The sequence below is a fragment of the Yunchengibacter salinarum genome, assembly GCF_037658235.1.
In the GTDB taxonomy this organism is placed as follows: domain Bacteria; phylum Pseudomonadota; class Alphaproteobacteria; order Sphingomonadales; family Kordiimonadaceae; genus Yunchengibacter; species Yunchengibacter salinarum.
This window is the reverse complement of record NZ_JBBJLN010000008.1, coordinates 1-22,869: the sequence shown is the minus strand read 5'-3', so window position 1 is coordinate 22,869 and position 22,869 is coordinate 1. Positions and strand designations below refer to the sequence as shown.

General features: G+C 64.6%; 16 protein-coding genes. 11 read left to right on the top strand and 5 right to left on the bottom strand.

Annotated features, from left to right (window positions below):
* Positions 1-94: 94 nt before the first annotated feature.
* Both WGH93_RS09760 and WGH93_RS09755 read left to right on the top strand, forming a co-directional pair.
* A complete protein-coding gene (locus WGH93_RS09760) occupies positions 95-304 on the top strand; it encodes a hypothetical protein (protein WP_374764697.1) in 210 nt (69 codons plus the stop codon).
* Positions 305-390: 86 nt separating this feature from the next.
* The gene (locus WGH93_RS09755) at positions 391-1,233 is read left to right on the top strand and encodes a hypothetical protein (RefSeq protein WP_374764696.1); all 843 of its coding nucleotides are present in this window, start codon (positions 391-393) and stop codon (positions 1,231-1,233) included.
* Between the two features lie 132 nt (positions 1,234-1,365).
* On the opposite strand, the gene WGH93_RS09750 is transcribed toward WGH93_RS09755, so the two are convergent.
* The 5 genes from WGH93_RS09750 to WGH93_RS09730 form a co-directional block, all read right to left on the bottom strand.
* Complete coding sequence (locus WGH93_RS09750; RefSeq protein ID WP_374764695.1) at positions 1,366-1,752, bottom strand: c-type cytochrome; 387 nt, start codon at positions 1,750-1,752, stop codon at positions 1,366-1,368.
* Positions 1,753-1,871: 119 nt separating this feature from the next.
* Positions 1,872-3,443, bottom strand: coding sequence for a TolC family protein (locus WGH93_RS09745; protein WP_374764694.1), 1,572 nt, complete (start codon positions 3,441-3,443; stop codon positions 1,872-1,874).
* On the bottom strand, positions 3,440-4,516 hold the full coding sequence (locus tag WGH93_RS09740) for an efflux RND transporter periplasmic adaptor subunit (RefSeq protein ID WP_374764693.1): 1,077 nt from the start codon (positions 4,514-4,516) through the stop codon (positions 3,440-3,442). Before WGH93_RS09740 ends, WGH93_RS09745 begins: the two co-directional genes overlap by 4 nt.
* Positions 4,513-6,171 (bottom strand): ABC transporter transmembrane domain-containing protein, encoded by a 1,659-nt coding sequence (locus tag WGH93_RS09735; RefSeq protein WP_374764692.1) that lies wholly within the window; start codon positions 6,169-6,171, stop codon positions 4,513-4,515. The genes WGH93_RS09740 and WGH93_RS09735 overlap by 4 nt, the downstream gene beginning before the upstream one ends.
* A gap of 213 nt (positions 6,172-6,384) precedes the next feature.
* Positions 6,385-9,315: a sensor domain-containing protein gene (locus tag WGH93_RS09730; RefSeq protein ID WP_374764691.1), complete on the bottom strand. Its 2,931-nt coding sequence runs from the start codon at positions 9,313-9,315 to the stop codon at positions 6,385-6,387.
* A 291-nt stretch (positions 9,316-9,606) separates the two neighbouring features.
* Here WGH93_RS09730 and WGH93_RS09725 point away from each other — a divergent pair, with 291 nt between their 5' ends.
* From WGH93_RS09725 to WGH93_RS09685, 9 genes are all read left to right on the top strand, one after another.
* The gene (locus tag WGH93_RS09725) at positions 9,607-10,770 is read left to right on the top strand and encodes an efflux RND transporter periplasmic adaptor subunit (RefSeq protein WP_374764690.1); all 1,164 of its coding nucleotides are present in this window, start codon (positions 9,607-9,609) and stop codon (positions 10,768-10,770) included.
* Between the two features lie 56 nt (positions 10,771-10,826).
* Positions 10,827-13,946 carry an efflux RND transporter permease subunit gene (locus WGH93_RS09720; RefSeq protein WP_374764689.1) on the top strand — a complete coding sequence of 1,040 codons (3,120 nt, stop codon included), beginning with the start codon at positions 10,827-10,829 and terminating at the stop codon, positions 13,944-13,946.
* A complete protein-coding gene (locus tag WGH93_RS09715; protein ID WP_374764688.1) occupies positions 13,943-14,605 on the top strand; it encodes a CerR family C-terminal domain-containing protein in 663 nt (220 codons plus the stop codon). Before WGH93_RS09720 ends, WGH93_RS09715 begins: the two co-directional genes overlap by 4 nt.
* A 64-nt stretch (positions 14,606-14,669) precedes the next feature.
* Complete coding sequence (locus tag WGH93_RS09710; protein WP_374764687.1) at positions 14,670-15,167, top strand: hypothetical protein; 498 nt, start codon at positions 14,670-14,672, stop codon at positions 15,165-15,167.
* A 65-nt stretch (positions 15,168-15,232) separates the two neighbouring features.
* Positions 15,233-16,582: a TolC family protein gene (locus WGH93_RS09705; RefSeq protein WP_374764686.1), complete on the top strand. Its 1,350-nt coding sequence runs from the start codon at positions 15,233-15,235 to the stop codon at positions 16,580-16,582.
* Positions 16,579-17,847: a permuted SH3 domain-containing protein gene (locus WGH93_RS09700; protein ID WP_374764685.1), complete on the top strand. Its 1,269-nt coding sequence runs from the start codon at positions 16,579-16,581 to the stop codon at positions 17,845-17,847. Before WGH93_RS09705 ends, WGH93_RS09700 begins: the two co-directional genes overlap by 4 nt.
* Positions 17,844-20,963, top strand: a complete 3,120-nt coding sequence (locus WGH93_RS09695; RefSeq protein ID WP_374764684.1) for an efflux RND transporter permease subunit — start codon at positions 17,844-17,846, stop codon at positions 20,961-20,963. The genes WGH93_RS09700 and WGH93_RS09695 overlap by 4 nt, the downstream gene beginning before the upstream one ends.
* 56 nt (positions 20,964-21,019) lie before the next feature.
* Positions 21,020-22,171: a patatin-like phospholipase family protein gene (locus WGH93_RS09690; RefSeq protein ID WP_374764683.1), complete on the top strand. Its 1,152-nt coding sequence runs from the start codon at positions 21,020-21,022 to the stop codon at positions 22,169-22,171.
* Positions 22,172-22,349: 178 nt separating this feature from the next.
* Positions 22,350-22,869: acyl-CoA dehydrogenase family protein (locus tag WGH93_RS09685; RefSeq protein WP_374764682.1), on the top strand; the 520-nt coding region annotated here is incomplete at its 3' end.

The following is a 22,869-nucleotide window of genomic DNA, read 5'->3' as shown; positions in this document are numbered from 1 at the left end:
GGGTGGCGCCGGGCCTGTCGGATGGTTGGGACTATTTATCCCTTGGTAGGTGATAAGGGACGATGCTATCCTCGCTTCGAAAGGAGTGTGTGAGATGCATGTGGGTTATTTTGATCCTGATCGGCGTGCGCATGAGAAAGCTCTCTCGCGGCAGGTGGATGAGGATGCCTTGAATTCCGGCAGTATATCGCGGGAGGCGTTGCACCATGTCAATGGTGGGCAAGGCCTGTTTCAAAAGTCTCGCCTGGTGCGGCAGCCGGAGTCATCTGGTGCTGTGGCGAAACGGGCGGCGGTCGAGAGCTAAGAGATCGGCCTGCCATAATCTTATCGGGGTAAGCCGCTTTCAGGCGGTATTTTTGTTTTTCGTCCTCATGTCAGGAATTTCAGGACATGTCTCTGGCTTCACCCCATGGCCATATGGATGCCATGCTGCGGGACTTGTTGGTTCAAATCCTGATCGGGGCTGAAGCCCTTGATTCCATTGTGGTGGGCGGGCAGGCGCTCAATATCTGGGGCGAGCATTATTTTGAAAAAGCATCTTCTGAGCTGAGGCCGTTTACGCCCTTTCAATCCAAGGATATAGATTTTTTGGGTGATGTGGAGGCCGCGAAGAAACTGGCCTTGATGTTGGAAGGTGACCTTAATATCCCGTCGTCGGCGGACCCGGTCACGCCAAGCTCCGCACTCATCAATGTTGAGGTTCAGGGGCGTCACTATTGCATCGATTTCTTATATTCTCTTGCCGGCCTTGATACAGAGACGATAAAGAAGCGGGCTCAAATCCTTGAGGTGCAACTTCCGACGCTCCCCGATGGTGACCGCGCGACGATGATTCGACTTTTGCACCCGGTGGATGTTTTGTTGAGCCGCATCGCCGCTGTGCGAACTCTGCGACGCACGGATGCTGGTGCATTGCGTCAGCTTGCGGCGGCGCCGATTATTCTGCGCGAATTTATCCGGGAACTGCTCGATAAGGGCGATCAGGGGGCGGTGAAAGAAGCGCAGGCGACGATCCGGGAGTTCATTCATATTGCGGGTTTGCCCCGGAACGATGTGATTTTTTCCGACTTTGACATTGATCTTCTGAGCGAGCCGCAAAAGCTTTCCGCACATCCGACATGGCAAGCCGAGTTTGTGCGTCATCAGATAGACAAGCCTTGTGAGAAGATCCATATGCGGCGGGCACGCCGCGTTCGGGAGGCGCGCCGCAAGGCCGGGCGCGGCGCTTATTGAGGGGCATACCCCGATTGGCGTTGCCTTGCGGGAATTTTCCGACAGGGGAGACGTGGCGTGTCAGGTCGTCATGAAAAAAGCCGGGTGCCCCTGTATGGCCCCGGCTTTTTGTGTGGTGGCCTGTGGCGGGGTTTATTCGCCGCCCACTTCCTGTTTCAGATAGGCGATCACGTCTTCGCGGTCCTGTTCCTTGCGCAGACCGGCGAAGGACATGCGGTTGCCGGGAATGTATTTGCGCGGATTTTCCAGATAGGCGGATATGGTTTCCGCGTTCCAGGTGATATCGGCGTTTTTCATCGCCTTGGAATAGCGAAAGCCTTCCACCGACCCGGCCTTGCGACCGAACAGGTCATGCAGGCTGGGGCCGATCTTGTTCACGCCCTGCTCCAGCGCATGGCAGGCCTTGCACCGCATATACAGGCGTTTGCCCTTGGCCGGGTCGCCGTCCGCCGCGGCGGGCAGGCTGCCGGCAAGCCCCAGGGCAAGGCCGGTCAGGGCGAAGAGTGCTGTCTTTTTCATCTGGTCCTCCAATGGCAATGCATGGATCGGGGGTTCTGGTGTCCGCTTTTCCGCGTCCCCTTTCAGGGATCAATACGCCTTATTGTCCGCACCGGATCAAGCGATGCGCCCATGGGGGGCTAATCTGTCGCAGTCTCGCGCGGGTCGGTATCGGCCCCGGAACTGGTTTTGGGGGCAGCATCGTCAAACACCGCCTGCCGGTCCCCCAGCAGTTCGATCAGGGTGCCATAAGCCTTGTCCAGCGCGGCGCGTGCCCTGAGCGCCTTGATCCGGGCATTGGCGAAATTGGCCTCCGCCAGATTGATGCGGAAAAAGTCACTGGCGCCATTTCTGAGTCGGGTCTGTTCCACATCCACCAGTTCCTGCGTCACTTTCACCTCCTCCTGCCTGAGGGCGAGCCGGGTGGCGGCGGCATGAATGGTGGCGCGGGCCTCGCGGATGGCGGCGGACACCTGGTCCCCCAGCCAGCGGCGCTGGTGGCGCAACTGGCGCAATTTGGCATCGGCTTCCCGCACGGCGCCGCGCGCCGCGCGCCGTTCCAGCGGCACGCTGAAGGTTAATGAGACCACCGTGTCGGTCTGGGCGCGGGTGGGGCTGCCATTGCCGAAATCGCGGGCGGCATAGGTTTTCAGGTCCAGCCGGGGCAGCATATGGTTGTCCGCCGCGTCCAGTTCCGCGCGGGCGGCGGCCATGCGGGCGCTGATCGCCTGAAGGTCGGGCCGGATATTCAGGGCCAACTGCACCAACTCGTCCGGGTTCGCGGCGATCGGGTCCAGCGCCGCGTCCGGCAGGTAAAGATCGCCCTGAAAGCGGGGCAGGGTGGGCCGACCGGCCTTGTCGCGGAAATACAGGGCGAGTCTTTCTTCCGCCGCGATGCGGTCCCGGTGGGCACGGGTAACCAGCGCCGACCGGGACAGGAGCAGTTGCCGGTTTTCCCGCAGGCTGATGCGTGCCTGTTGACCCTGTTTGATGCTGTTGGCCAGCGCTTTCTGGCGTTTTTCCGCCAGGGTCAGCAGATCCCGGTACACGGCTTCGGCCCGTACGGTGAACAGCCAGTCCGCATAAGCGCGCACCGCCGCCGCATCGAGCGCGGCCAGCGTCATGGCCAGTTCGCCCCGCACTTCGGCCATATTGGTGCGGGCCTGCACCAGCGCCAGCCGGGCGGGGTCGATGGCCCGGTTCCTGAGCAGGGACATGCTGACACCGAGCCGCGCCTCGCCGCCGGACAGGGTGGCCCATTCGTCCTCATAGACCGGGAAGGTGCCGTCCGAGATATTGTACTGGGCAAACACGGTGGCGTTCATCGGCGCCACGCGGCGGCTGATTTCGCTTTCGATCACCTTGCCGTCGTAAAAGCCGCTCATCCGGCCATGGGCGCGCCCCGACACCCGTGTGTCAAAGGCACCCTGTGCCGCCAGTTGCCGGCCCGCCGCGCTGTCCGCCCGCAACAGGGCGGCGGCCACCACCGGCGCATGGCGGTGCAGGCTGGCAAGCACGTCCTCAAGCGCGGTGGGGCTGTCCGCGCGGCGCCCGGAGGAACGGATCAGCGGGTCCGGGCGCGCCACATCGTTCACATCCACGGGCAGGGGCACCAGGTCCACATCCGCGCGGGCGGGCATCTGCCACGGGGTGGCGTGCAGCAAGATCATCAGCGCCGCACAGCCGCCCGATATCCATCGAAGCCCCCTCATTGGCCGCCCCCCTGGCCGCTGGCCCCGTTCTGGCCGTCATTGCCGGGCGCGCTGGTCAGTTGCGGCGGAAAGTTGTTGAGCTGGCGCCATACTTCATAGCCCACGCTGACCGTATCCAGTTGCACCCAGCCGCGAGCCTTGGCGCCGAGCCGCAGAAAGCGCTCATCGGGCCAGGGGGCGGCATCCGGGTCTTCCACCACCATGACGCGGAACCGGCCACCGGGCCGGGCGGTGGGGTCCACAAAGGCCACTTCACCGGCGAAGGTGCCGATCGCCTTGGATGGCCAGCCGCTGAACTGCACCACCGGCCAGCCTTCAAAATGAAGCCGCACCTTGCGCCCCGGATGCACCAGCGGCGCATCGCGGCCATCGATGTGCAGCTCCACGGCCCGCTCCACATTGAAGGGCATGAAACTGGCCAGTTGCTGGCCCGCTTTCACCCAGGTGGCCTGATCCCCGGCGGTCACTTCGATGATCACGCCGTCCCGCGGGGCGCGCACGGTCTGGCTGCTGCCGCGCGACAGGGCCACTTCCGCCGTGTCCAGCTCGGTGGCGGCGGTCTCCTCCCGCACGCGGTGTTCCTCCAGCTTGATCCGGGCGCTTTCCAGCTCCAGCCGGGAGACAAGCCCCTCTTCGAACAGGTCCTGCTTGCGGGTCAGGTCCAGTTCCGCGGTTTCGGCGGCCAGCCGGGCGGATTGCAGCTTCTGCATGGCGGCCCGGCGCTGGTTTTCCAGCCGTTCCACCAGGCGCGGGTCATTGTCTTCCAGTTGCACGATGGGATCGCCGGCTTTCACCTTGGCGCCGTCCCGCACATGCCATTTCTTGATCCGCCCCGGCACCAGCGCACTCAGGGACTGCAATCTGTCCGATGGCTCCAGCGCTGTTACGGTTCCGAAACCACTGGTCGTCTGTACCCAGGGGGTGAAGATCATGAACAGGGTGACGGCCAGCGCGAAAATCGTCACCAACCAGGCGATCACGCGGGTGGGGCGCGGCACCGCGCTGGTGTTCAGGCTGGGCAGGCGGGCCAGTTGCGCTTCATCATAGTGATCGTGAAAGGAAAAGCGTCTCATGCCTTTGTCTCCGCGGTGGGAACGGATTGCCGGTCCAGATCGAGATGGTCGGGCATACAGGCCATTTGGGGCCGCTTGGAGAAATAGAGCACCGTGGTGGGGCGCTTTTCATCCAGCATGGCAAGCACCCGTTCCAGATGGTCTTCATCCACCGTGTCAAAGCCCTGAACCAGCACCAGCAGGGACGGATGCGACAGAAGCGCGGCAGCCAGCTTGAAGCGCATGGCTTCTTCATTGGTGAAGGGCCAGCCGTCCCGTTCGATGCGGGTTTCCATGCCCTTGTTCAGGCCGTCCACCCGCTCGGTCAGGCCCACACAGTCCAGTGCGCGGCGCAGGGTGGCCCGGCTGGCGGTGGGGTCGGCCAACCGGAGAATGTCGGCGATGCGGCCCGGCACCAGGGTTGGCCGGTCGATCACGGTCACATGCTCCCGCAGGGTCAGTGTGTCCACGTCCCGCAGGTCCTGCCCACCCAGCAGGATGGACCCGGACGCGGGCGTCACATAGCCGCGCAGCATCATCAGGAACAGCCGCTGTCGGTTCGGGTTGCTGGCCGTGACCACCGCCTTGGTGCCCGCCTTCAGGTGCAGGTCGAAGGTCTCCCGGTCGCCATGCTGCTTGGTGGTCACGCCGCGCATGGTCAGGTCCAGACCGTCTTTCTGAAGCGGCAGGCCGCCGCCCCGGTCTTCGATCGGGATGCTGCGGAAGCGGTACAGTTCCTCGCACGCGGCGGCCACGTCATAATATTGCATCATATAGCCGCCCAGCGGCGCGAAGCCGGCGAAGATGGCGGACATGATCAATTCCGCGGCCACCAGTTGGCCGAGGGTCAGTTCTTCCGCGATCACCAGCCAGCCCCCCACGCCCAGCAGCGCGGCGCTGGCCAGCGCATAGAGGAACAGCAGCGCGATCAACTGGCTGAAGCCATAGCGGAAATTGGTGCGCTGCTTGGCCAGATAATCTTCGATATGGTGATTGGTGCGTTCCAGGGCGAAGTTCACATGGGCGGCGGATTTGAAGAAACCGTTATTGATGGTCAGCCCTTCAAGCCAATAGGCGGCGCGGTATTTCGCTTCAGACAGATGGATGGCGGTGCGCATTCCGCCATTGCGCCAGCCCCGCCAGATCACCCAAAGCGCCAGAAGCAGCAGCAGATTGAAACCCAGGAAAATCGGGTGATACAGCGACACCAGCGCAAAGCCGATCAGGCCCTGAAACAGCAGGGTGAACAGCCCCACCAGCATTTCCGGTACGGTGCGTTGCAGGGTCATGATGTCAAAATAACGGTTGAACAGATCGCCCCGCCCCCGTTCCTCGAAAAAGCGCACATCGCCATTGATGGCGGTCAGGGCGATTTCGCCGCTGAGCCGGGCGAACATGCGGCGGCTATAGAGTTCCAGAAGATGGGCGCGCAGCGCATACAGTACCCCGGCGGCAGCCAGCAGGCCGAACAGAACGACGGACAGGATCACCACGGGCTGGATCAGCGCCGTATTGGCCACCTGATCAATCAGCATCTGCACGGAAATGGGAATGCCGAGCAATAACAGGCTCACCGCGACGCTATACACCATGGCCAGAATGAAATAGCGGGTTTCCACCTGAAGGATCAGATTGATCACTTGCCGGATGTGGTTGGGGGTCAGACTCTCACCCATGATGGCGTCCTTGTGATTGGGCTTGCACACGAGCCCTTCAAATAAAGGCTGCCCGCCAAAGGACAATCGCTTTCTGTCGTTTATTTTGATCGTAAAAAGCTATCACGCAGTGCGAAAAAATAATAATTGCACTATCGTTGCCCCTTATCGCGGTCTGTCAGGGCGTCAATCCGTCTCGTTTGTCGATGGCGGGCCGCGTCGTTTCCGGTTCTTTCAATGCAGGGTGATGTGCGGCTTATGCGGTGATGCATTGCCGTTTCGGACCCGGTTTTCGCGCCGGGTCAGCACATCGCGCAGGACATCGAACGGCATTGGTTTGGCATAATAATAACCTTGCGCCAGATCGCAGTGGGACTCTTCCAGAAAGCGCACATGGTCTTCCGTTTCCACACCTTCCGCCACCACGGTCAGATTGAGCGCATGGGCCATGGACAGCACCGCCTGCACCAGCCCGCTGGCGGTTGCGTCGCTGGAACTGTCGCGGACGAAGCTCTTGTCGATTTTCAGGCTGGAAAAGGGGTATTGCCGCAAATACCCCAGCGAGGAATAGCCGGTCCCGAAATCATCCATGCTGAGTCGGATATTCCGGGCCCGAAAAGCCTGAAAGCGGGCCTCCAGCAAGGTGGGATCACCCAGAAAGAGCGATTCCGTCACCTCCACCTCCAGGGCGTCGCCCGGCAGATCGGCTTCCTGAAGCAGGGCGGATATTTCGTCCACGAAATCGGCGCGCCATAATTGCTGGGCCGACACATTCACGGCCACATACAGATCCGGGTTGCCACCCGCGCGCAGGCTGGCCACGTCATGCAGCGCCTGACGCATGACGAAATGCCCAAGCTGGTTGATCGCGCCCGAACTTTCCGCCACCGGGATGAATTCATCGGGCCGCACGGTGCCCAGATCGTCGCTGGTCCAGCACATCAGGGCTTCCATGCCCACGGCCTCGCCGCTGGCCAGATGAATGAAGGGCTGGTAGTGAACCTGTATCTCGTTCCGGTCCAGGGCGCCGTTCAGGTGCTGTTCCAGCATCACCCGGCGATCGATACGGGCCGCCATTTCCTCGGCGAAAAAGCAGTACTGGTTGCGCCCGTTTTCCTTGGCGCGGTACATGGCCGTGTCGGCGGCGCGCACCAGTTGATCCGCTTCCCGGCCATCATCGGGATAGACACTCACCCCCAAACTGGCGCTGACCTTGAAGGTCTGATCCGCCGCGTGAACCGGCAGCTTGAACTGGCGAACCAGCCGGTCGGCGAGGGCCTCGATTTCCTCCAGCCCCGGCATGGCGTTTGCCATGATCAGAAACTCGTCGCCGCCAATGCGCGCCACTCTGGCCTTGCCCGTCAATGCCTGCCGCAGGCGTTGGGCGATGGCTGTCAGTACCTTGTCCCCGGTGGGGTGGCCGGACGAGTCATTGACCAGCTTGAAATTGTCCAGATCAATCAGAAACAGGGCCAGAATGTCATGATTCTGGCGCGCCTTGGTCAACTCGATCTGCAATTGCTCCATCGCCAGGGTCCGATTGGGCAATTGCGTCAACTGGTCGTAATTGGCCAGATTCTCGATCCTGGCCGCCTGTTCCCGCCGCAGGGTCACGTCTTCCTCGATACCGGCATATTTTATGATCTGCCCGCTTTCATCCCGGATTGGCACCACCTGATTCTGCACATAATAAAGCCGCCCGTCCGCATGGCGATTGATCAGTTCCCCATGCCATATTTCGCCACGGGTGATGGTGTTCCACAGGTCCTCATAGGTGGCATTGGATGTCAGGCCGGAAGACAGAATGGATGTATTCTGCCCCTTGATCTCCGCCGCACTGTAGCCGGTGATCTGTTCGAAAGACGGATTGACATATTCAATCCGCCCCTGCCGGTCGGTCAGCAATATGGCGGTTGAGGTCTGTTCCACGACGGCGGACAGTACATGGTCCCGCTCTTTCATCAGGTGTTCTTTGGTGGCGTCGATCAGGGTGCCCACAAGCCGATCCGGTTTATCACCCTTTTTTGTGCCGGCGGATCGGATGTGCAGTTTCAGCCATAGCGGCCCGGCGCTTTCAGGCCGGGACTGCGCCCGCAATTCCATGGACGCTTCATCCAGTTGGCCGGCGCAGATGCGGTTGATGGTTGTGGTCAGATGCTCCAGGTGCGCGCCGTCGAACTTTTCTCTCAGATCATCCAGCCCCAGCGCCCCGGACCCCTTGTTCAGCATGATGCGGGTTTGCCGGTTCACCATCAGACGATCCGACTGGATGCGGTAATCAATCAGCCCCACACCGGTATGGGACACCACCATGTCGGTGCGTTCCTTTTCCGCGCGCAGGGTGGCCAGCGTGGTTTCCAGCCGCTTGGCGCGGTGGGCGGCTCTCTTTTCGGCGGCCACGCGGTCGCTGGCATTGGTGATGATCGCCACCACATAATCGGGCTTGCCGTCAGGGCGGTGCACCACGCTCCATGACACGTCGCACCACACGGGGGAACCGTCCTTGCGGATGTACTTCTTCTGATATTGCGCGTTTTCCGCCTTTCCCGCGCGCCCCTTTTTCAGGCTCTTGTGGGTCAGGGGGCGGTCCTCCGGCGCGGTGATCTCGGTGATCTGGCGCCCGGCCAGTTCATGCTGATCATAGCCCAGCAGGCGCTCCCCCGCGGGGTTCAGGGACATCCACCGGCCTTTCATGTCTGCAATGGCCACCCCCACGGACAGGCTTTCGAACATGGCCTGGAAGCGGGCTTCCGCATTGTAAAAGCCGATCAGACTTTCCAGCGACCGGCTGATGCGCTGGATCAGTTTGTATTCCTCATCCAGAAAAGCGGCATCCTCCTCGTCGTCGAGCGAGGGGTAGCCCACGCAGACCATGCCCGCGGACTTGCCATTGATGACAAGTGGCTCATCAATGCGGTGCGTGGTGGCATCAAAGCCGCTTGAGGCGGAAGAAATATGATAAACGCTGAGACTGGCTTCCGCATGGGCGGGATCATACATCGCTTTCTGCAAAACGGGCACGATGTCATTCAGCAGGTTCTGATCCGGGCGCCTGTGGTGCTGGATCAGGCTCAGGACCTGTTCAAGCGCCCATAATTCCTTTTCCCGCTCCCGCAGGGCGATCCATGGATCGTTTGCGATCGCTGCTTGGCGGCTGTAGGGCATGATAAATCCTCAATCGCGGACCCGGTGGCAGGCCGGAGACTCGCTGATATGTTCTATAGCACGCATCGATTATAGTATATAGATAGTAAAAATTCATCCTAAGAGTTTATATGTGCGGCATGAGCGTGCTACCGGGTTGCTTGCGGCCCGTCCGGCCCTTTCCGTGGTTCATTGGAAACTTCAAACAAACGTTTGATTGCTGGATCATGCCGATATAAAGTCGCCGGATGGAAACGCTTGGTCATGCAGAAAGTGCGGCCCCATGGCCGCCGAACGGGACGGGACATCACGATGACGGGAATGGATCAGGCAAAACCCGGCCAGGGTGCGCCGGGCCGCGCGGGTCGGCCCGCCATGGGCGTGTTGCGCGGCGCTGTGGCGACCATGGCGGCATGTCTGCTGGCGGCCTGTGGCGGCGACACCGCGCAGGAAGCGGACGAGCCGCCCAAGGCTGTCACGTTCGAGGTGGCGAAGCTGCATGAAGGCCCGCATGTGCGCCGTCTTCCCGGTCTGGTGCGTGCCTTTGACCGCAGCGCCCAGACCTTTGAAGTCAATGGCCGGATCGAATCGATCGCCGTTGACCTGGGGGAGCGGTTCAAAAAGGGCGATGTTCTGGCCCGGCTGGATGCCCGCACCTTCGAGATCACCGTCCATGAACGGCAGGCCCAGTTGAAGGAGGCCCGCGCCCGGCTGACCGAGGCGCGGCGCGATTTCGAGCGCAAGAAGGATCTGGTGGATACGGTGGCCGTATCCGAGGCGCAGTTCGACATCGCCGCCGCCCAGTTCGAATCCGCCCGCCAGATGGTGGCGCTGGCCGATGCGCGGCTGGCGCTGGCCCGTGAAAACCTGGCCGATACCCGCCTGACCGCCCCGTTCGATGGTGTGGTGGCCGCCCGCCTGATGGAACCGGGGGAACAGGCGGGGCCGGGCGTGATCGTGCTCCGTGTGGAAAGCGAAACCGCGGCGGAAGTGCGCACGCTGGTGCCGGAAACCCTGATTGTCCGCACCTTTGAAGGCGGGCGCCACCGGATCAGTTTCCCGTCCCGTCCCGGCGTGGATGCGTTCGCGGCGGTAACCGAAATGGGCAGCCGGGCGGAAACCGGCAATGCCTTTCCCGTGACCCTGCGGCTGGAATCCCCGGACCCGGCCATCCGTCCCGGCATGTCGGCGGAGGTGCATCTGAATCTCGATCGTGGAATCCATCGCCAGTTGATCCGCGTGCCGGTCAGCGCCATCACGCCGAACGGGGATGGCCATGTGGCCTTTGTGCTGACGGGGCAGGGCAACCGGCTTGAGCGGCGCCAGGTCAGCGTGAGTGCGCTGGAAGGGGCCCATGCCTATCTGGCCGATGGCATCGAGCCCGGCGAGCGGGTGGTGGACACCGGCACCGCCTTTTTGCGGGACGGCCAGACCGTTCGTGTGCTGGGCGACCGTGCCCGTCGTTTCAATCCCTGATCATCCGCCTTGTCCGGCCCGGCCCCCGGCTCGGAAAAAACGGAGCACCTGGCCCCATGTCTCTTTCCCGTGTCGCTTTCAGGTTTCGCCGCGTGCTGTTCGCCCTGGTCGGCGTGGCGATGGTATATGGCGCCGTCAGTTATGGCACCCTGCCTGCCCGTGAAGACCCGAAGATCACCGTGCGCGATGCGGTGATCACCACGCGCTTCCCCGGCCTGCCCGTGGAAAAGGTGGACCTGCTGATCACCAAGACGCTTGAGGAAAAGCTGCGCGAGATATCCGAGTTGGAGGAAATCCGCTCCGTTTCCCTGCCGGGCCGCTCGGTGATCCATACGGAAGTGCGGGACCGCTTCTTCGATCTGGACCAGATATGGGACGAGGTGCGCGACAAGGTGGATGAAGCCCGCGCCGACCTTCCCGAAGGCACCCTGAAGCCGGAAATCAACGACGATTTCGGGGATGTGGCCGTGATCACCGCGGCACTCACGGCGGACGACGTCAGCATGGGCCGGATGCGCGACATGGCGCAGCATATCCGGGACAGGCTGTACGGCGTGCCGGGCACCAGGCGGATCGACCTGCTGGGCATTCAGGAAGAACGCATCTTTATCGAATTCTCCAATGCCCGGCTGGCCCGGCTTGGCGTTTCCCCCGCGCAGTTGGCCAGCGCCTTGCAGGACCAGAACATCATCAGCCCCGGCGGGCAGGTGGACGCGGCGGGGCAGGAATTCATCCTGGAACCCACCGGCAATTTCGATAGCGCGGAGGCCATCGGCGACACGCTGGTGGCCCTGCCGGATCAGGACCAGACCATCGCCATACGGGATCTGGCCACCGTGCGCCGGGGCACGGTGGACCCGCCCCGGCGCACCGCCTATTTCAATGGCAAGCCCGCCATCCTGTTCGCCATTTCCATGAACGATACGGATGACGTGCTGAGCTTCTCCCCACGGATGAGCGCGGCGATGGATGCGGTGCGGCGGGATCTGCCGGCGGGTTACAGCCTGGACATCGCCACCTATCAGGCGACCCAGGTGAAACAGGCGGTGCAGGGGGTTTCTCTCAATGTGGCGCAGACCCTGCTGATCGTGCTGGCCGTGGTGGTGTTCTTTCTCGGCCTCAGGACCGGGCTGATCGTCGGCACCATCGTGCCCGCCGTGATGCTGGTGACGCTGGCGGTGATGAACATGGCGGGCATGACGCTGGAACGCATGTCGCTGGCCACGCTGGTGATCGCGCTGGGCCTGCTGGTGGACAATGGCATCGTCATGGCGGAAGACTTCAAGCGCCGCCTGGATGACGGGGAAAGCCGGATGCGGGCGCTGATCGAAAGCGGGCGCACGCTGGCCCTGCCGCTGCTGTCATCCTCGCTCACCACCATGCTGGTGTTTCTGCCGCTCATGCTGGCGGATCATGTGTCCGGCGAATATACCCGGTCCATCAGCGTGGTTATCGTCATCACCCTGATGGCGAGCTGGTTTCTGGCGCTCACCGTCACGCCGGTGCTGTGTTATTATTTCATCCGCTCGGCGGAAGTGCGCCAGGCGGCCAGCCGTTCCGGCAAGCGGGGTTTCACGCTCTTTGCCGCCTTTGAGCGGGTCAATCGCGGCTATGAAAGGCTATTGTGCGCCATTCTGCGCCACCGGGCGCTGTTCCTGTCGGTGGTGGTGGCTGCCTTTGTGGTCGCCGTTTACGGCATGTCCCATGTGCCCAGGAAATTCTTTCCCGACAGCGACCGGGCGCAGATTCTGGTCTATCTGGATCTGCCCGCGGGCACGTCCATGCGCAAGACCGACCAGACAGTGCGCGCCATGACCGAATTCCTGGCCGATGACGCGCTGTTCCCCCATGTGGATGACATTGCCGGTTATGGCGGTTTTGGCGGGCCGCGTTTCGTGCTGTCGCTCACCCCGATCGACCCGGCGGACAACAAGGGCTTTCTGGTGCTCAATGTGGACCGGTACGCCAATGTGGTGCCCACCATCGATACCCTGCGTGCCGGGCTGAACGACCACTTCCCCGAAGCCCGGCCCAGAGTGACGAAAATGTTCCTCGGCCCCAGCGACAGTTCCAAGATTCAGGTGCAGATCAAGGGGCCGGATGCGGACTATCTGTTCCAGACCGCGAAAAGGCTGGAAGATGTGCTGCGCAGCGTTCCCGGTAGCCTGGATGTGCGCACGGACTGGGAAAACCGCATCACCCGGCTGAAGGTAACGGTGGACCAGCACCGGGCGCGCCGCTCCGGGGTCACGTCGGCGGATATCGCCCGTTCCCTCAGGCGGTATTTTTCCGGCGTGCAGATCAGCGAGTTCCGCACAGGGGATGACATCTTCCCCATCATGGTGCGGGCCAAGGCGGATGAACGCTTCGATCTGGACCGGGTGGAAAGTGTCAGCGTGGCGGCGGACGGATCGTCGGAAGGGGTGCCGCTGGTGCAGGTGGCGGATGTGTCGCTGGTCACCGGTTTTGGCCGGATAGAGCGGGAAAACCTGTTTCGCACCATCACCGTGGAAGCCAAGAATACTCGTATGACCGCCGAAGATGTGGCCCCGCTGATCGAAGACGCGCTGGCCGCGTTGCGGGCCGACCTGCCGCCCGGTCATGCCATCGAATATGACGGCGTGATCGAACAGTCGGCGGAGGCGCAGGCCGCGCTCAGCGCCAATGTGCCGCTGGTGGCCGGGGTCATACTGTTGCTGCTGATCGCCCAGTTCAATTCCTATCGCCGGGCGCTGATCATCGTGCTGACCATTCCGCTCATTCTGATCGGGGCGGTGCTGGGTATGCTGGTGATGAATGTGAATTTCGGCTTCATGGTGTCGCTGGGGCTGTATGCGCTGGCGGGCATCATCATCAATAATGCCATTGTCCTGATCGACCGCATCGACATGGAACGCCGCGCCGATGATGGCCGCAGCGCGGTGGATGCGATCATTTCCGCCTCCGTGCGGCGGCTCAGACCCATCGTGATGACCACGGTAACCACCATTCTGGGTCTTTTGCCGCTGATCATTGGCCGGGATGCGCTGTTTTACGGCATGGCGTCGGCCATCGCCTTCGGCCTTGCCGTGGGGACCATTCTCACGCTCGGCGTGGTGCCGGCGCTCTACAGCCTGTTGATGCGCGTGCCCGGCCCTGTCCGGCCCGTCCTGTCTTCGCCCCGGAAGCCGTCATGAGTCGCGCCGCGCCGGATACCCGCTCGGCCCTGATCGAGGCCGGCACGGCGCTGTTCGCCGAGCAGGGTTACCGCGCCACGTCCGTGCGTGCGATCGCCGCGGCGGCGGGGGCCAATGTGGCGGCGGTGGGCTATCATTTCGGCAGCAAGACCGGGCTGTATGAAGCGGTGGTGGATACCATCGCCGCCGGTGTGGAAGACAAGCTGGGCGCCCTGACCCGGCAGGTGCAGGCCCGGCTGGACGCGGGCGATGTCAGCGCACACGAGGCCCCCGCCCTGCTGCGGCGCCTGTTGACGGAAAAGCTGGACGCGCTGATCAGCGATCCGCGCGCCGACCAGTGGTCGCTGATCATCATGCGGGAGCAGTTTCACCCCACCGGGGCGTTTGACCGCGTGTTCGATGCGGTGATGGCGCCGCTGCATCGGGCGGTCACGGGTCTGATCCATGTGGCCCGGCACGGACGGGACGACAGCGAAACCGACATCATCCGTGCCCATGCGCTGATCGGGCAGGGGCTGGGCTTTCTCTTCAGCCGGGAAACCGTTTTGCGCCGTCTCGGCGTGCGCCGGCTCACCGACGCCCACAAGGATATCATGCGCGGGGTGATCGGCGATCATGTGTCCCGCATCGTGGGCGAGACCGGGGCGCATACCCGCTGAACCACACGCGCTTGTGACTGCGCCGCGCTTGACGGTGGGGCGGGTTTGCGCTTTCATGATCCACATGGGTTCGGACACTGCCATAAACTGTCGCCGCCTGCTTGCGGCTGTTCTCGTGGGTGCCTATATGGTGGCCGCCACGGGGTCGGCCTATGCGGCGGCGGGCGCCTGCTGCCCGGCCATGAACGGCGGCGGTCACGCCTCCCCCTCTCAGGAACATGCCGCCTCTGCTGAAGAACAGGGCACGGATGCCCGCCATACGGGCCTGCTTGGCCGCGTGCTGGACAGCCTTATGGGCACGGACCAAAGCCCCGTGGACAACCCGGCCAGCCCACCTGCCGCGTCTCAATCCCCCAAGGGTGACATGGCCTGCGACAGGGGCTGCTGCGACGGGGACAGCCGCAATTGCGACGGCGACTGCAAGCGCTCCCCCGCCAGCATGACCTTGCGGGTGGATGCCCGCCTGCCTGAGCAGGTGCCCGCCGCGTCTCTGGTTGCGCTCCATCGCGGTGCCATTCCGGCCCCCGGCGCGGATATCCCCCTGCCGCCCCCCAACGCCTGACATTCTGGCCGTGAACGGCGCTGGCACGCCCGGCGCCCGTCTTTTCCCCGTTTCGGAATGTCATCATGCCTGTCATATCCCGCCTTGCCCCCTTGGGCCCCTGCCGGGCCGTGGGCTTGCTCTCTTTCATCCTTGTCCTTCTGGTCTGGAATACGCTCTTAAACCATGCCGTGTCTGGACAGGCCCCTGAAAAGTCCGGGCCGCCACCGCTCGCGCTTTCCGACCTGCCGGGTCTGATCGATCCGTCGGACCCGGCGCTGGAAGCGCACAGGCGCCGCGCCGCCGCCGCGCGGGCCGAGGCGCGGGCGGCAAAGGGCCTGCCCGATCCCACCGTGCAGCTTGGCGTGCTCAATGCGCCGGTGAATGATTTCGACCTTTCGCGGGAAGCCATGACCCAGACACGGGTGAGCGTGCACCAGTCTTTCCCGCGTGGAGACAGCCGCCGCTTCCGCGCGGATGGCGCCCGCGCCCAGGCCCGCGGCCACGGCGCGGAAGCGCGCCTGGCCTATCGCATGATGCTGCGCCGGGCGCGCCGCACCTATGCGGACTGGTGGTATGCCGACGCGCGGGCGCGGCTTCTGAGCGAGGAACAGGCCCTTTTGGCGGAGATGGAGCAGCAGGCGCAAACGGACATGGCCAATCGGGCCTCGGACCTGGCCCGGCTGGATGAAATCCGCCTGGACCGGGCGCTGCTGGCGGACCAACTGGCCGAAGCCCGGCAGGACCGCGCGGTGGCCCGTGCCAGTCTGGCCCGGCAGGTGGCGCAGGCCAGCGAACGATCACCCGCCCGGCAGCCGCCGCGTATCGGGGCGCCGCCGCCGCTGGCCAGCCTGCGCCCAGTGCTGGACCAGCATCCGCTGGTGCGTGTTCATCGGGCCGATATGGCCGCCGCTCAGGCCCGCAAACATCTGAAACAGCAGGATTTCAAGCCCGGCTTCGGGGTAACGGTGGGCTATGGCCGCCGCACCGGCAACCGGCCCGATTTCGCCACCGGGCTTCTAACCGTTACGGTGCCGTTCTGGACCGGTGACAAGCAGGAACCGGCGCTGGACAGCGCCCGCCGCGCCGCCGCCGCCGCCCGGCTGGACATGGACGGCACCCGGCGTGACCTTGCCGCCGATCTGGCGGCGGCCCATGCCCGGCTGGGTTCGCTGAACGATCGGGCGCGGCAGTTTGAAAGCGGCCCACTGGCGCGCGCCCAGGCTTTGGTGGACAGCCGCCGCAGCGCGTATGGCGACAGAACACAAGCCTATCAGGCGGTGCTTGCCGCCCGGCGACGCCTGGTGGCGGCGCGTCTGGCCTGGCGTGGTCTTCAGGCGGACATGATCCGATCCGCCGCCGATCTGGCCTATCTGGTGCCGGAAGCGGTGCCCCTTCTGACCCATCGGGAAAGCAATCCGGGAGAGTCCCAATGACCCTGCGCACCGTTGTGATCACCGCGACACTTCTGGCCGCCGTTTTTGCCCTTGGCTGGTGGCTGGGCGGCGCCAACCATGCCCCCGCCCCGTCTCGGTCCACCCCTTCGCAGGCTTCGGGTGAAGCGCAGGGCAGCGCGGGCGACGGCCCTTCCGACAAAGCCGGGAAAGAGCGGGAAATCCTGTACTGGGTCGCCCCCATGGACAGCAGTTTCCGCCGCGACAAACCCGGCAAATCGCCCATGGGCATGGACCTGGTGCCCGTCTATGCGGATGAAGCCGACGATTCAGGCGGGGTGCGCGTGGATAGCGGCCTTACCCAGTCCATCGGCATCCGCACCGCCGAAGCGCGGCTGGCCCGCCTGCGGCCCGAAGCCCGTATGCCGGGCCGGGTGGTGGCCGATGAACGCCGCCGCGAACAGATCACCGTGCGCGCCGCCGCCTGGGTGGAGGCGCTGCATGTGCGGGCTTTGGGCACGCCGGTGAAACGGGGGGAGGCGCTGTTCGATATCTATGCCCCTGACATGGTGGCGGCGCAGAGCGAATATCTTCAGGCAAGAACCCGCGGAGACGCTGCCCGCCGCGCCGCCCGCGCCCGGCTTGAGGGGCTGGGCCTTGGCGAGCGGGAGATCGCGGCACTGGACAGGCGCGGCACCGCATCCGCCCGCATCACCGTGCACGCGCCCCGCGCCGGCACGCTCACCACGCTCAATGCGCGGGAAGGGGCTCCGCTGAAGGCCGATCGTGTGGCGGCGGAGATCACCGGCTTCGACCGGCTGTGGCTGATGGCGGACAGCCCGCCCCACATTGCCGCCCGCGCCCGGCCCGGTGCGGTGGCCTTGTTCGACAGTCGCCAGATGCCCGCATTGGCGCGCCGGGTGGTGCTGGATCATATCTACCCCACGCTCGATCCGGTCAGCCGCACCCGGCCCCTGCGGTTCGAGCTGGATAACGAAGATGGCAGGCTGGGCCCCGGCATGGTGGGCCGGGTGCGCCTGACCCTGCCGCCGCTTGAGGAAAGCGTGGTGGTGCCGAACGCGGCTGTCATATCCCTTGGCGACAGCGATCATGTGATCCTGGCGCTGGATGACAACCGCTTCCGCCCGGCCCAGGTGCGCCCCGGCGCGCTGGTGAACGGCGAGCGGCAGATACTGGCCGGGCTCAATGCCGGGGAACGGGTGGTGGTCTCCGGCCAGTTCCTGCTGGACAGCGAAACCGGCTTTCGCAATGCGGAAAGGCGCATGATCGGCGGAGAGGCGCCATGATCCGGCGCCTGATCGATCTGTCGTTGGCCCATCGCGGCCTTGTAGTGCTGGCGGGTGTTGCGGCGCTGCTGGCCGGGCTGTGGGCGGTGCGCACCACGCCGCTGGATGCCCTGCCGGACCTGAGCGATGTGCAGGTGATCGTGCGCACCCCGGCGCCCGGCATGGCGCCGGGCCTGGTGGATGACCAGATCACCCGGCCCCTTGCCACTACGCTGATGGCGGTGCCGGGGGCCACCACGGTGCGCGGCTTTTCCTATTTCGGGGACAGCTTCCTGTATGTGTTGTTCGAGGAGGGAACGGACCTGTACTGGGCGCGTTCCCGCGTGCTGGAATATCTGTCATCCGCCGATGTGCCGGACGGCATCACCCCCCAGCTCGGCCCGGATGCCAGCGGCGTGGGGTGGGTTTATCAATATGCCCTGGTGGATCGCACCGGCAGGCGCGCCATTGATGACCTTACCGCCTTGCAGGACTGGCAGATCCGCTATGACCTTCAGGCGGTGAAGGGGGTCAGCGAAGTGGCCACAATTGGCGGCATGACCCGCGCCTTTCAGGTGAATGCGGACCCGGATGCGCTGCTGGCCCATGGCCTGACGCTGGCGGACCTGGCCCGCGCCATGCGGGCGGCCAATGGCGAGGCGGCGGGTTCGGTGATGGAATTGGCGGAGGCGGAATACATGGTCCGCGCCACCGGCTATGTGTCCACGCCCGAAGACCTGCGCCAGGCACCGCTGAAGCTGTCCGAAGATCAGGTGCCGGTGACCATTGGCGACGTGGCGGATGTGGGCATGGCGCCCACCCCCCGGCGCGGCGTGGCGGACCTGAACGGTGAAGGCGAGGCGGTGGGCGGCATTGTGGTGATGCGCAAGGGCGCCAATGCCGCCGCCACCATCGCCAGGGTGAAGGACGCGCTTGAGCGAATCCGCGACGGTCTGCCCGAAGGGGTGGAGCTTGTCACCACCTATGACCGATCCGGCCTGATCGACCGTTCGGTGGCGACGCTGGCCGACAAGATCGCGCTGGAACTGGCGATCGTGGCGCTGGTGTGTGCCGCCTTTCTGTTTCACGGGCGCAGCAGCCTGATCGTGGTGCTCACCCTGCCGCTGGGCGTGTTGATCGCCTTTCTGGTCATGCGGGCACAGGGGCTGACCGCCAATATCATGTCGCTGGGCGGCATCGCCATTGCCATCGGCGCCATGGTGGATGGCCCGCTGGTGATGATCGAAGCCCTGCACCGGCGCCTCGCCGCGCAGGAAAAGCCACCCGAAGGCCGGGAGCGCTGGGCGCTGGTGGCGCAGGTGTGCCGGGCGGTGGGGCCGGCGATCTTTGCGTCGCTGGTCATCATCACGCTCAGCTTCTTGCCGGTGTTCGCGCTGGAAGCGCAGGAAGGCCGCCTGTTCAGGCCGCTGGCCTATACCAAGACCTGGGCCATGGCCGCGGCGGCGCTGCTGTCGGTTACGCTGGTGCCGGTGCTGATGGGCTATATGGTGCGTGGCCGGGTGCGCGATGAACGCGCCAACCCCCTGATGCGGGGATTGATCGCGCTGTATCGCCCGGCGCTTCGCTGGGCGGTGCGCCACCCGTGGCCGGTGCTTGCGCTTGCCCTGGTGCTGGGCTTTAGCGGCGCTTATCCGGCCATGAAGCTGGGCGGTGAGTTCATGCCGGACCTGCGCGAGGGGGATTTCCTGTATATGCCCTCGGCGGATGCGGGCCTGTCCATTGGCGAGGCCCGGCGACTGGTGCAACAGACCAACAAGATGATCATGACCGTGCCCGAAGTGGCCAGCGCCCACGGCAAGGCGGGCCGGGCCGAAACGGCCACGGACCCGGCGCCGCTGACCATGATCGAGACCGTGGTGCGGCTGAAGCCCCGCGACCAGTGGCGGGACGGCATGACCCTGATGGATATTCGTGCCGAACTGAACGAGACGGTGAAGGTGCCGGGCCTGTCCAATGCCTGGGTCTGGCCCATCAAGGGGCGGATCGACATGCTGACCACCGGTATCAAGACCGCCATCGGTGTCAAACTGGCCGGGGACAGCCTGGACCGCACCAGCGCCGCCGCCGCGCAGGTGGTCAGCGCGCTTGACGGCCTGCCCGGTGTGGCATCGGCTTATGCGGAGAAGTCCGTGTCCGGGCGCTATGTTACGCTGATGCCCGACCGGCGCGCGCTTGCCCGCCATGGCCTGTCGGTGGCGGACCTGCATGAGCTGGTGGCCACCGGCGTGGGGGGGCGCATAGTGGCCACCAGCGTTTCCGGGCTGGAGCGCACGCCGATCCGCCTGCGGCTGGCCCCCGACGCGCGCGACACGCCGCAGGCGCTGGAGGCGCTGGTGTTCCGCGCCCCCGGCGGTGCCCATGTGCGGCTTGGCAGTGTGGCCGAGGTGGCGGTGGAAACCGGGCCGGGCCTGATCAAGTCCGAGCAGGCGCGCTCTTTGACCACCGTGTTCGTGGATGCCGCCGGTGACGATCTGACCGGCACGGTGGCCGCGGTGCGCCGGGCCCTGTCGCAGACGGACCTGCCGCCGGGTGTCACCTGGTCCCTGGCGGGCCGGTTCGAATATCTGGACCGGGCCACCCGGCAACTGGGCGTGATCGTGCCGTTCACCCTGATGGTGATTGCCCTGATCCTGTATCTGCTGTTCAAGACATGGCGGGATGTGGGCCTGGTGCTGCTGACCGTGCCGCTGTCCCTGTCGGGCGGGGTCTGGCTGCTCTATCTGCTGGATTACCGGCTGTCAGTGGCGGTGGCCGTGGGCTTCATCGCGCTGTTCGGCGTGGTGGTGGAAACCGCCGTGGTGATGGTTTTCTATCTGCGGGACAGCCTGCGGGAAAGCCGCGCGGAATCGGGTGGGGCAAACACGCCCCAAACGGCGCGGGATGCCATCGTTGCCGGGGCACTGTTGCGGCTGCGGCCATTGGTGATGACCAGCCTGACCATTCTGGCGGGTCTGCTGCCGGTGATGTGGGGCGGCGGCACCGGTGCCGTGGTGATGCAGCGCCTGGCCGCGCCTTTGGTGGGGGGTATCGCGCTGGGGGTGCTGCTGGTGCTGTTCCTGCTGCCCGCCCTTATGGGCATGACGCGCCGGGCTGGCGGCCCGGACACGGAAAAATGAAGGGGCGTTGCCGGGTTTGGTCTGGCATCACTTTCGGCGCACGCTAGACTGACCCCATGAGAGAGGGAGAGGATCATGGCAAGGCCCCCACCGTGGGGCTCGTGCTGCCCGGCGGCGGCGCGCGCGGCGCCTATCAGGCGGGCGTGCTGGCCGCCATTGCCGAGATGGTGCCGGCGGGCCACCGCCCCTTTCCGGTGATCACCGGCACGTCGGTGGGGGCCATCAACGCGGTGTCGCTGGCCACCGGGGCGGCGGATTTTCACCGGGCCGCCGCCCGGCTTGAAGAGCTGTGGCGGAACCTGCGCGCCGATAATGTGTATCGCACCGATGCCCTGCATGTGCTGGCCCAGGGGGCGCGCTGGATCATGGCCATGCTGTTCGGCGGCATGGGCGCGGGCAATCCCCAATCCTTTCTGGACAATCGCCCGCTGGCGGAATTTCTCGATACCAATGTGGATTTCGACGCGCTTGGGCGGATGGTGAAATCGGGCGATCTTCAGGCGCTCGGCATCAGCGCGTCGTCTTATGCCACCGGGCGGGCGATCACCTTTTTCGAGGCCGCGGAAAGCGTGGACGAATGGCAGCGCGCCCGGCGCCGGGGCCTGCGCCGCCAGATCACGTGCGGCCATGTGATGGCGTCCGCCGCCCTGCCCTTTCTGTTTCCGGCTGAAAAGGTGGACGGCTTCTATTATGGCGACGGATCGCTGCGCCTGACCGCGCCGCTCAGCCCGGCCATTCATCTGGGGGCGGATCGGCTGCTGGTGATCGGCGTGCGCGACGCCCGGCTGGACGATGTGGACCAGACGGGGCCGACACTGCCCTATCCGGGGCTCGGTGACATTGGCGGCTATCTGCTGGACGTGATCTTTTCCGACAATCTGGAGGCCGACATGGAGCGGCTGGAACGGATCAACCGCACTCTGGGCGCCATGCGCCCCGATGCCCGCGCCGAGACCGACCTGCGCCCCATCGACATGATGATGATTCAGCCAAGCAGCGATGTGCGCCCCATCGCCAAGGCCCATGTGGATGCCATTCCGCGCACCATCCGGCTTTTGCTCAAGGGGCTGGGCGCCCATGGCACGGGCGGGCAACTGGCCAGTTTCCTGTTGTTCGAGCCCGCCTTCACCCATGAGCTGATGGCCATGGGGCGGGCCGACGTGGCCGCGCGAAAGCACGAGATCAAAGCCTTTCTGGGGCTGGATTGAAGCGGACCTGACCTGAAGCGGACCCGCCGCCCGTGGCCCAGGGGACATAGAGGGGGAGCACAGAGAGGAGGCACAGAGGGGCGACCCTTGTTTTGCGATGTGCTAGACTCCACTTATCAGGGAACGGGGTGGCACCACCTGCCGCCGCCGCACCAGCATTTTTTTGGGGGAGAGATTCATGCCGCTCAAAGCCTTGCGCCGCGATCTGCTGACCAGGTCGATTTTCAAATGGGCCAGGGGCGTTTTGCCCGGTCTGTCCGACACGGAACGGGAAGCCCTTGAAGCGGGCGATGTGTGGTGGGATCGGGAGCTGTTCACCGGCCACCCGGACTGGCGCCGCCTGGCGGATACCCCGGCGCCCGCCTTGAGCGAGGAGGAGCGCGCCTTCGTGGAAGGGCCGGTGCGCGAGCTGTGCGCCATGCTGGACGAGTGGGAGATCAACCAGACGGGCGATCTGCCGAAAAAGGTCTGGTCCTTCATGAAGGCCAAGCGGTTCTTTGGCATGATCATCCCGAAGGATTATGGCGGGCTCGGTTTTTCCGCCTATGCCCATTCCGAGGTGGTGCGGATGCTGTCCACCCGGTCGGTGGCGGGGGCCGTGACCGTGATGGTGCCCAATTCCCTGGGTCCTGGCGAATTGCTGATGCAGTTCGGCACGGATGCACAGCGCAAATACTGGCTGCCCCGGCTGGCCAGGG

Bases quoted from the DNA above. Each gene is read 5' to 3' on its own strand.
- WGH93_RS09760 (WP_374764697.1), top strand. From the start codon at position 95: ATGCATGTGGGTTATTTTGATCCTGATCGGCGTGCGCATGAGAAAGCT.
- WGH93_RS09755 (WP_374764696.1), top strand. From the start codon at position 391: ATGTCTCTGGCTTCACCCCATGGCCATATGGATGCCATGCTGCGGGAC.
- WGH93_RS09750 (WP_374764695.1), bottom strand. From the start codon at position 1,752: ATGAAAAAGACAGCACTCTTCGCCCTGACCGGCCTTGCCCTGGGGCTT.
- WGH93_RS09745 (WP_374764694.1), bottom strand. From the start codon at position 3,443: ATGAGGGGGCTTCGATGGATATCGGGCGGCTGTGCGGCGCTGATGATC.
- WGH93_RS09740 (WP_374764693.1), bottom strand. From the start codon at position 4,516: ATGAGACGCTTTTCCTTTCACGATCACTATGATGAAGCGCAACTGGCC.
- WGH93_RS09735 (WP_374764692.1), bottom strand. From the start codon at position 6,171: ATGGGTGAGAGTCTGACCCCCAACCACATCCGGCAAGTGATCAATCTG.
- WGH93_RS09730 (WP_374764691.1), bottom strand. From the start codon at position 9,315: ATGCCCTACAGCCGCCAAGCAGCGATCGCAAACGATCCATGGATCGCC.
- WGH93_RS09725 (WP_374764690.1), top strand. From the start codon at position 9,607: ATGACGGGAATGGATCAGGCAAAACCCGGCCAGGGTGCGCCGGGCCGC.
- WGH93_RS09720 (WP_374764689.1), top strand. From the start codon at position 10,827: ATGTCTCTTTCCCGTGTCGCTTTCAGGTTTCGCCGCGTGCTGTTCGCC.
- WGH93_RS09715 (WP_374764688.1), top strand. From the start codon at position 13,943: ATGAGTCGCGCCGCGCCGGATACCCGCTCGGCCCTGATCGAGGCCGGC.
- WGH93_RS09710 (WP_374764687.1), top strand. From the start codon at position 14,670: ATGGGTTCGGACACTGCCATAAACTGTCGCCGCCTGCTTGCGGCTGTT.
- WGH93_RS09705 (WP_374764686.1), top strand. From the start codon at position 15,233: ATGCCTGTCATATCCCGCCTTGCCCCCTTGGGCCCCTGCCGGGCCGTG.
- WGH93_RS09700 (WP_374764685.1), top strand. From the start codon at position 16,579: ATGACCCTGCGCACCGTTGTGATCACCGCGACACTTCTGGCCGCCGTT.
- WGH93_RS09695 (WP_374764684.1), top strand. From the start codon at position 17,844: ATGATCCGGCGCCTGATCGATCTGTCGTTGGCCCATCGCGGCCTTGTA.
- WGH93_RS09690 (WP_374764683.1), top strand. From the start codon at position 21,020: ATGAGAGAGGGAGAGGATCATGGCAAGGCCCCCACCGTGGGGCTCGTG.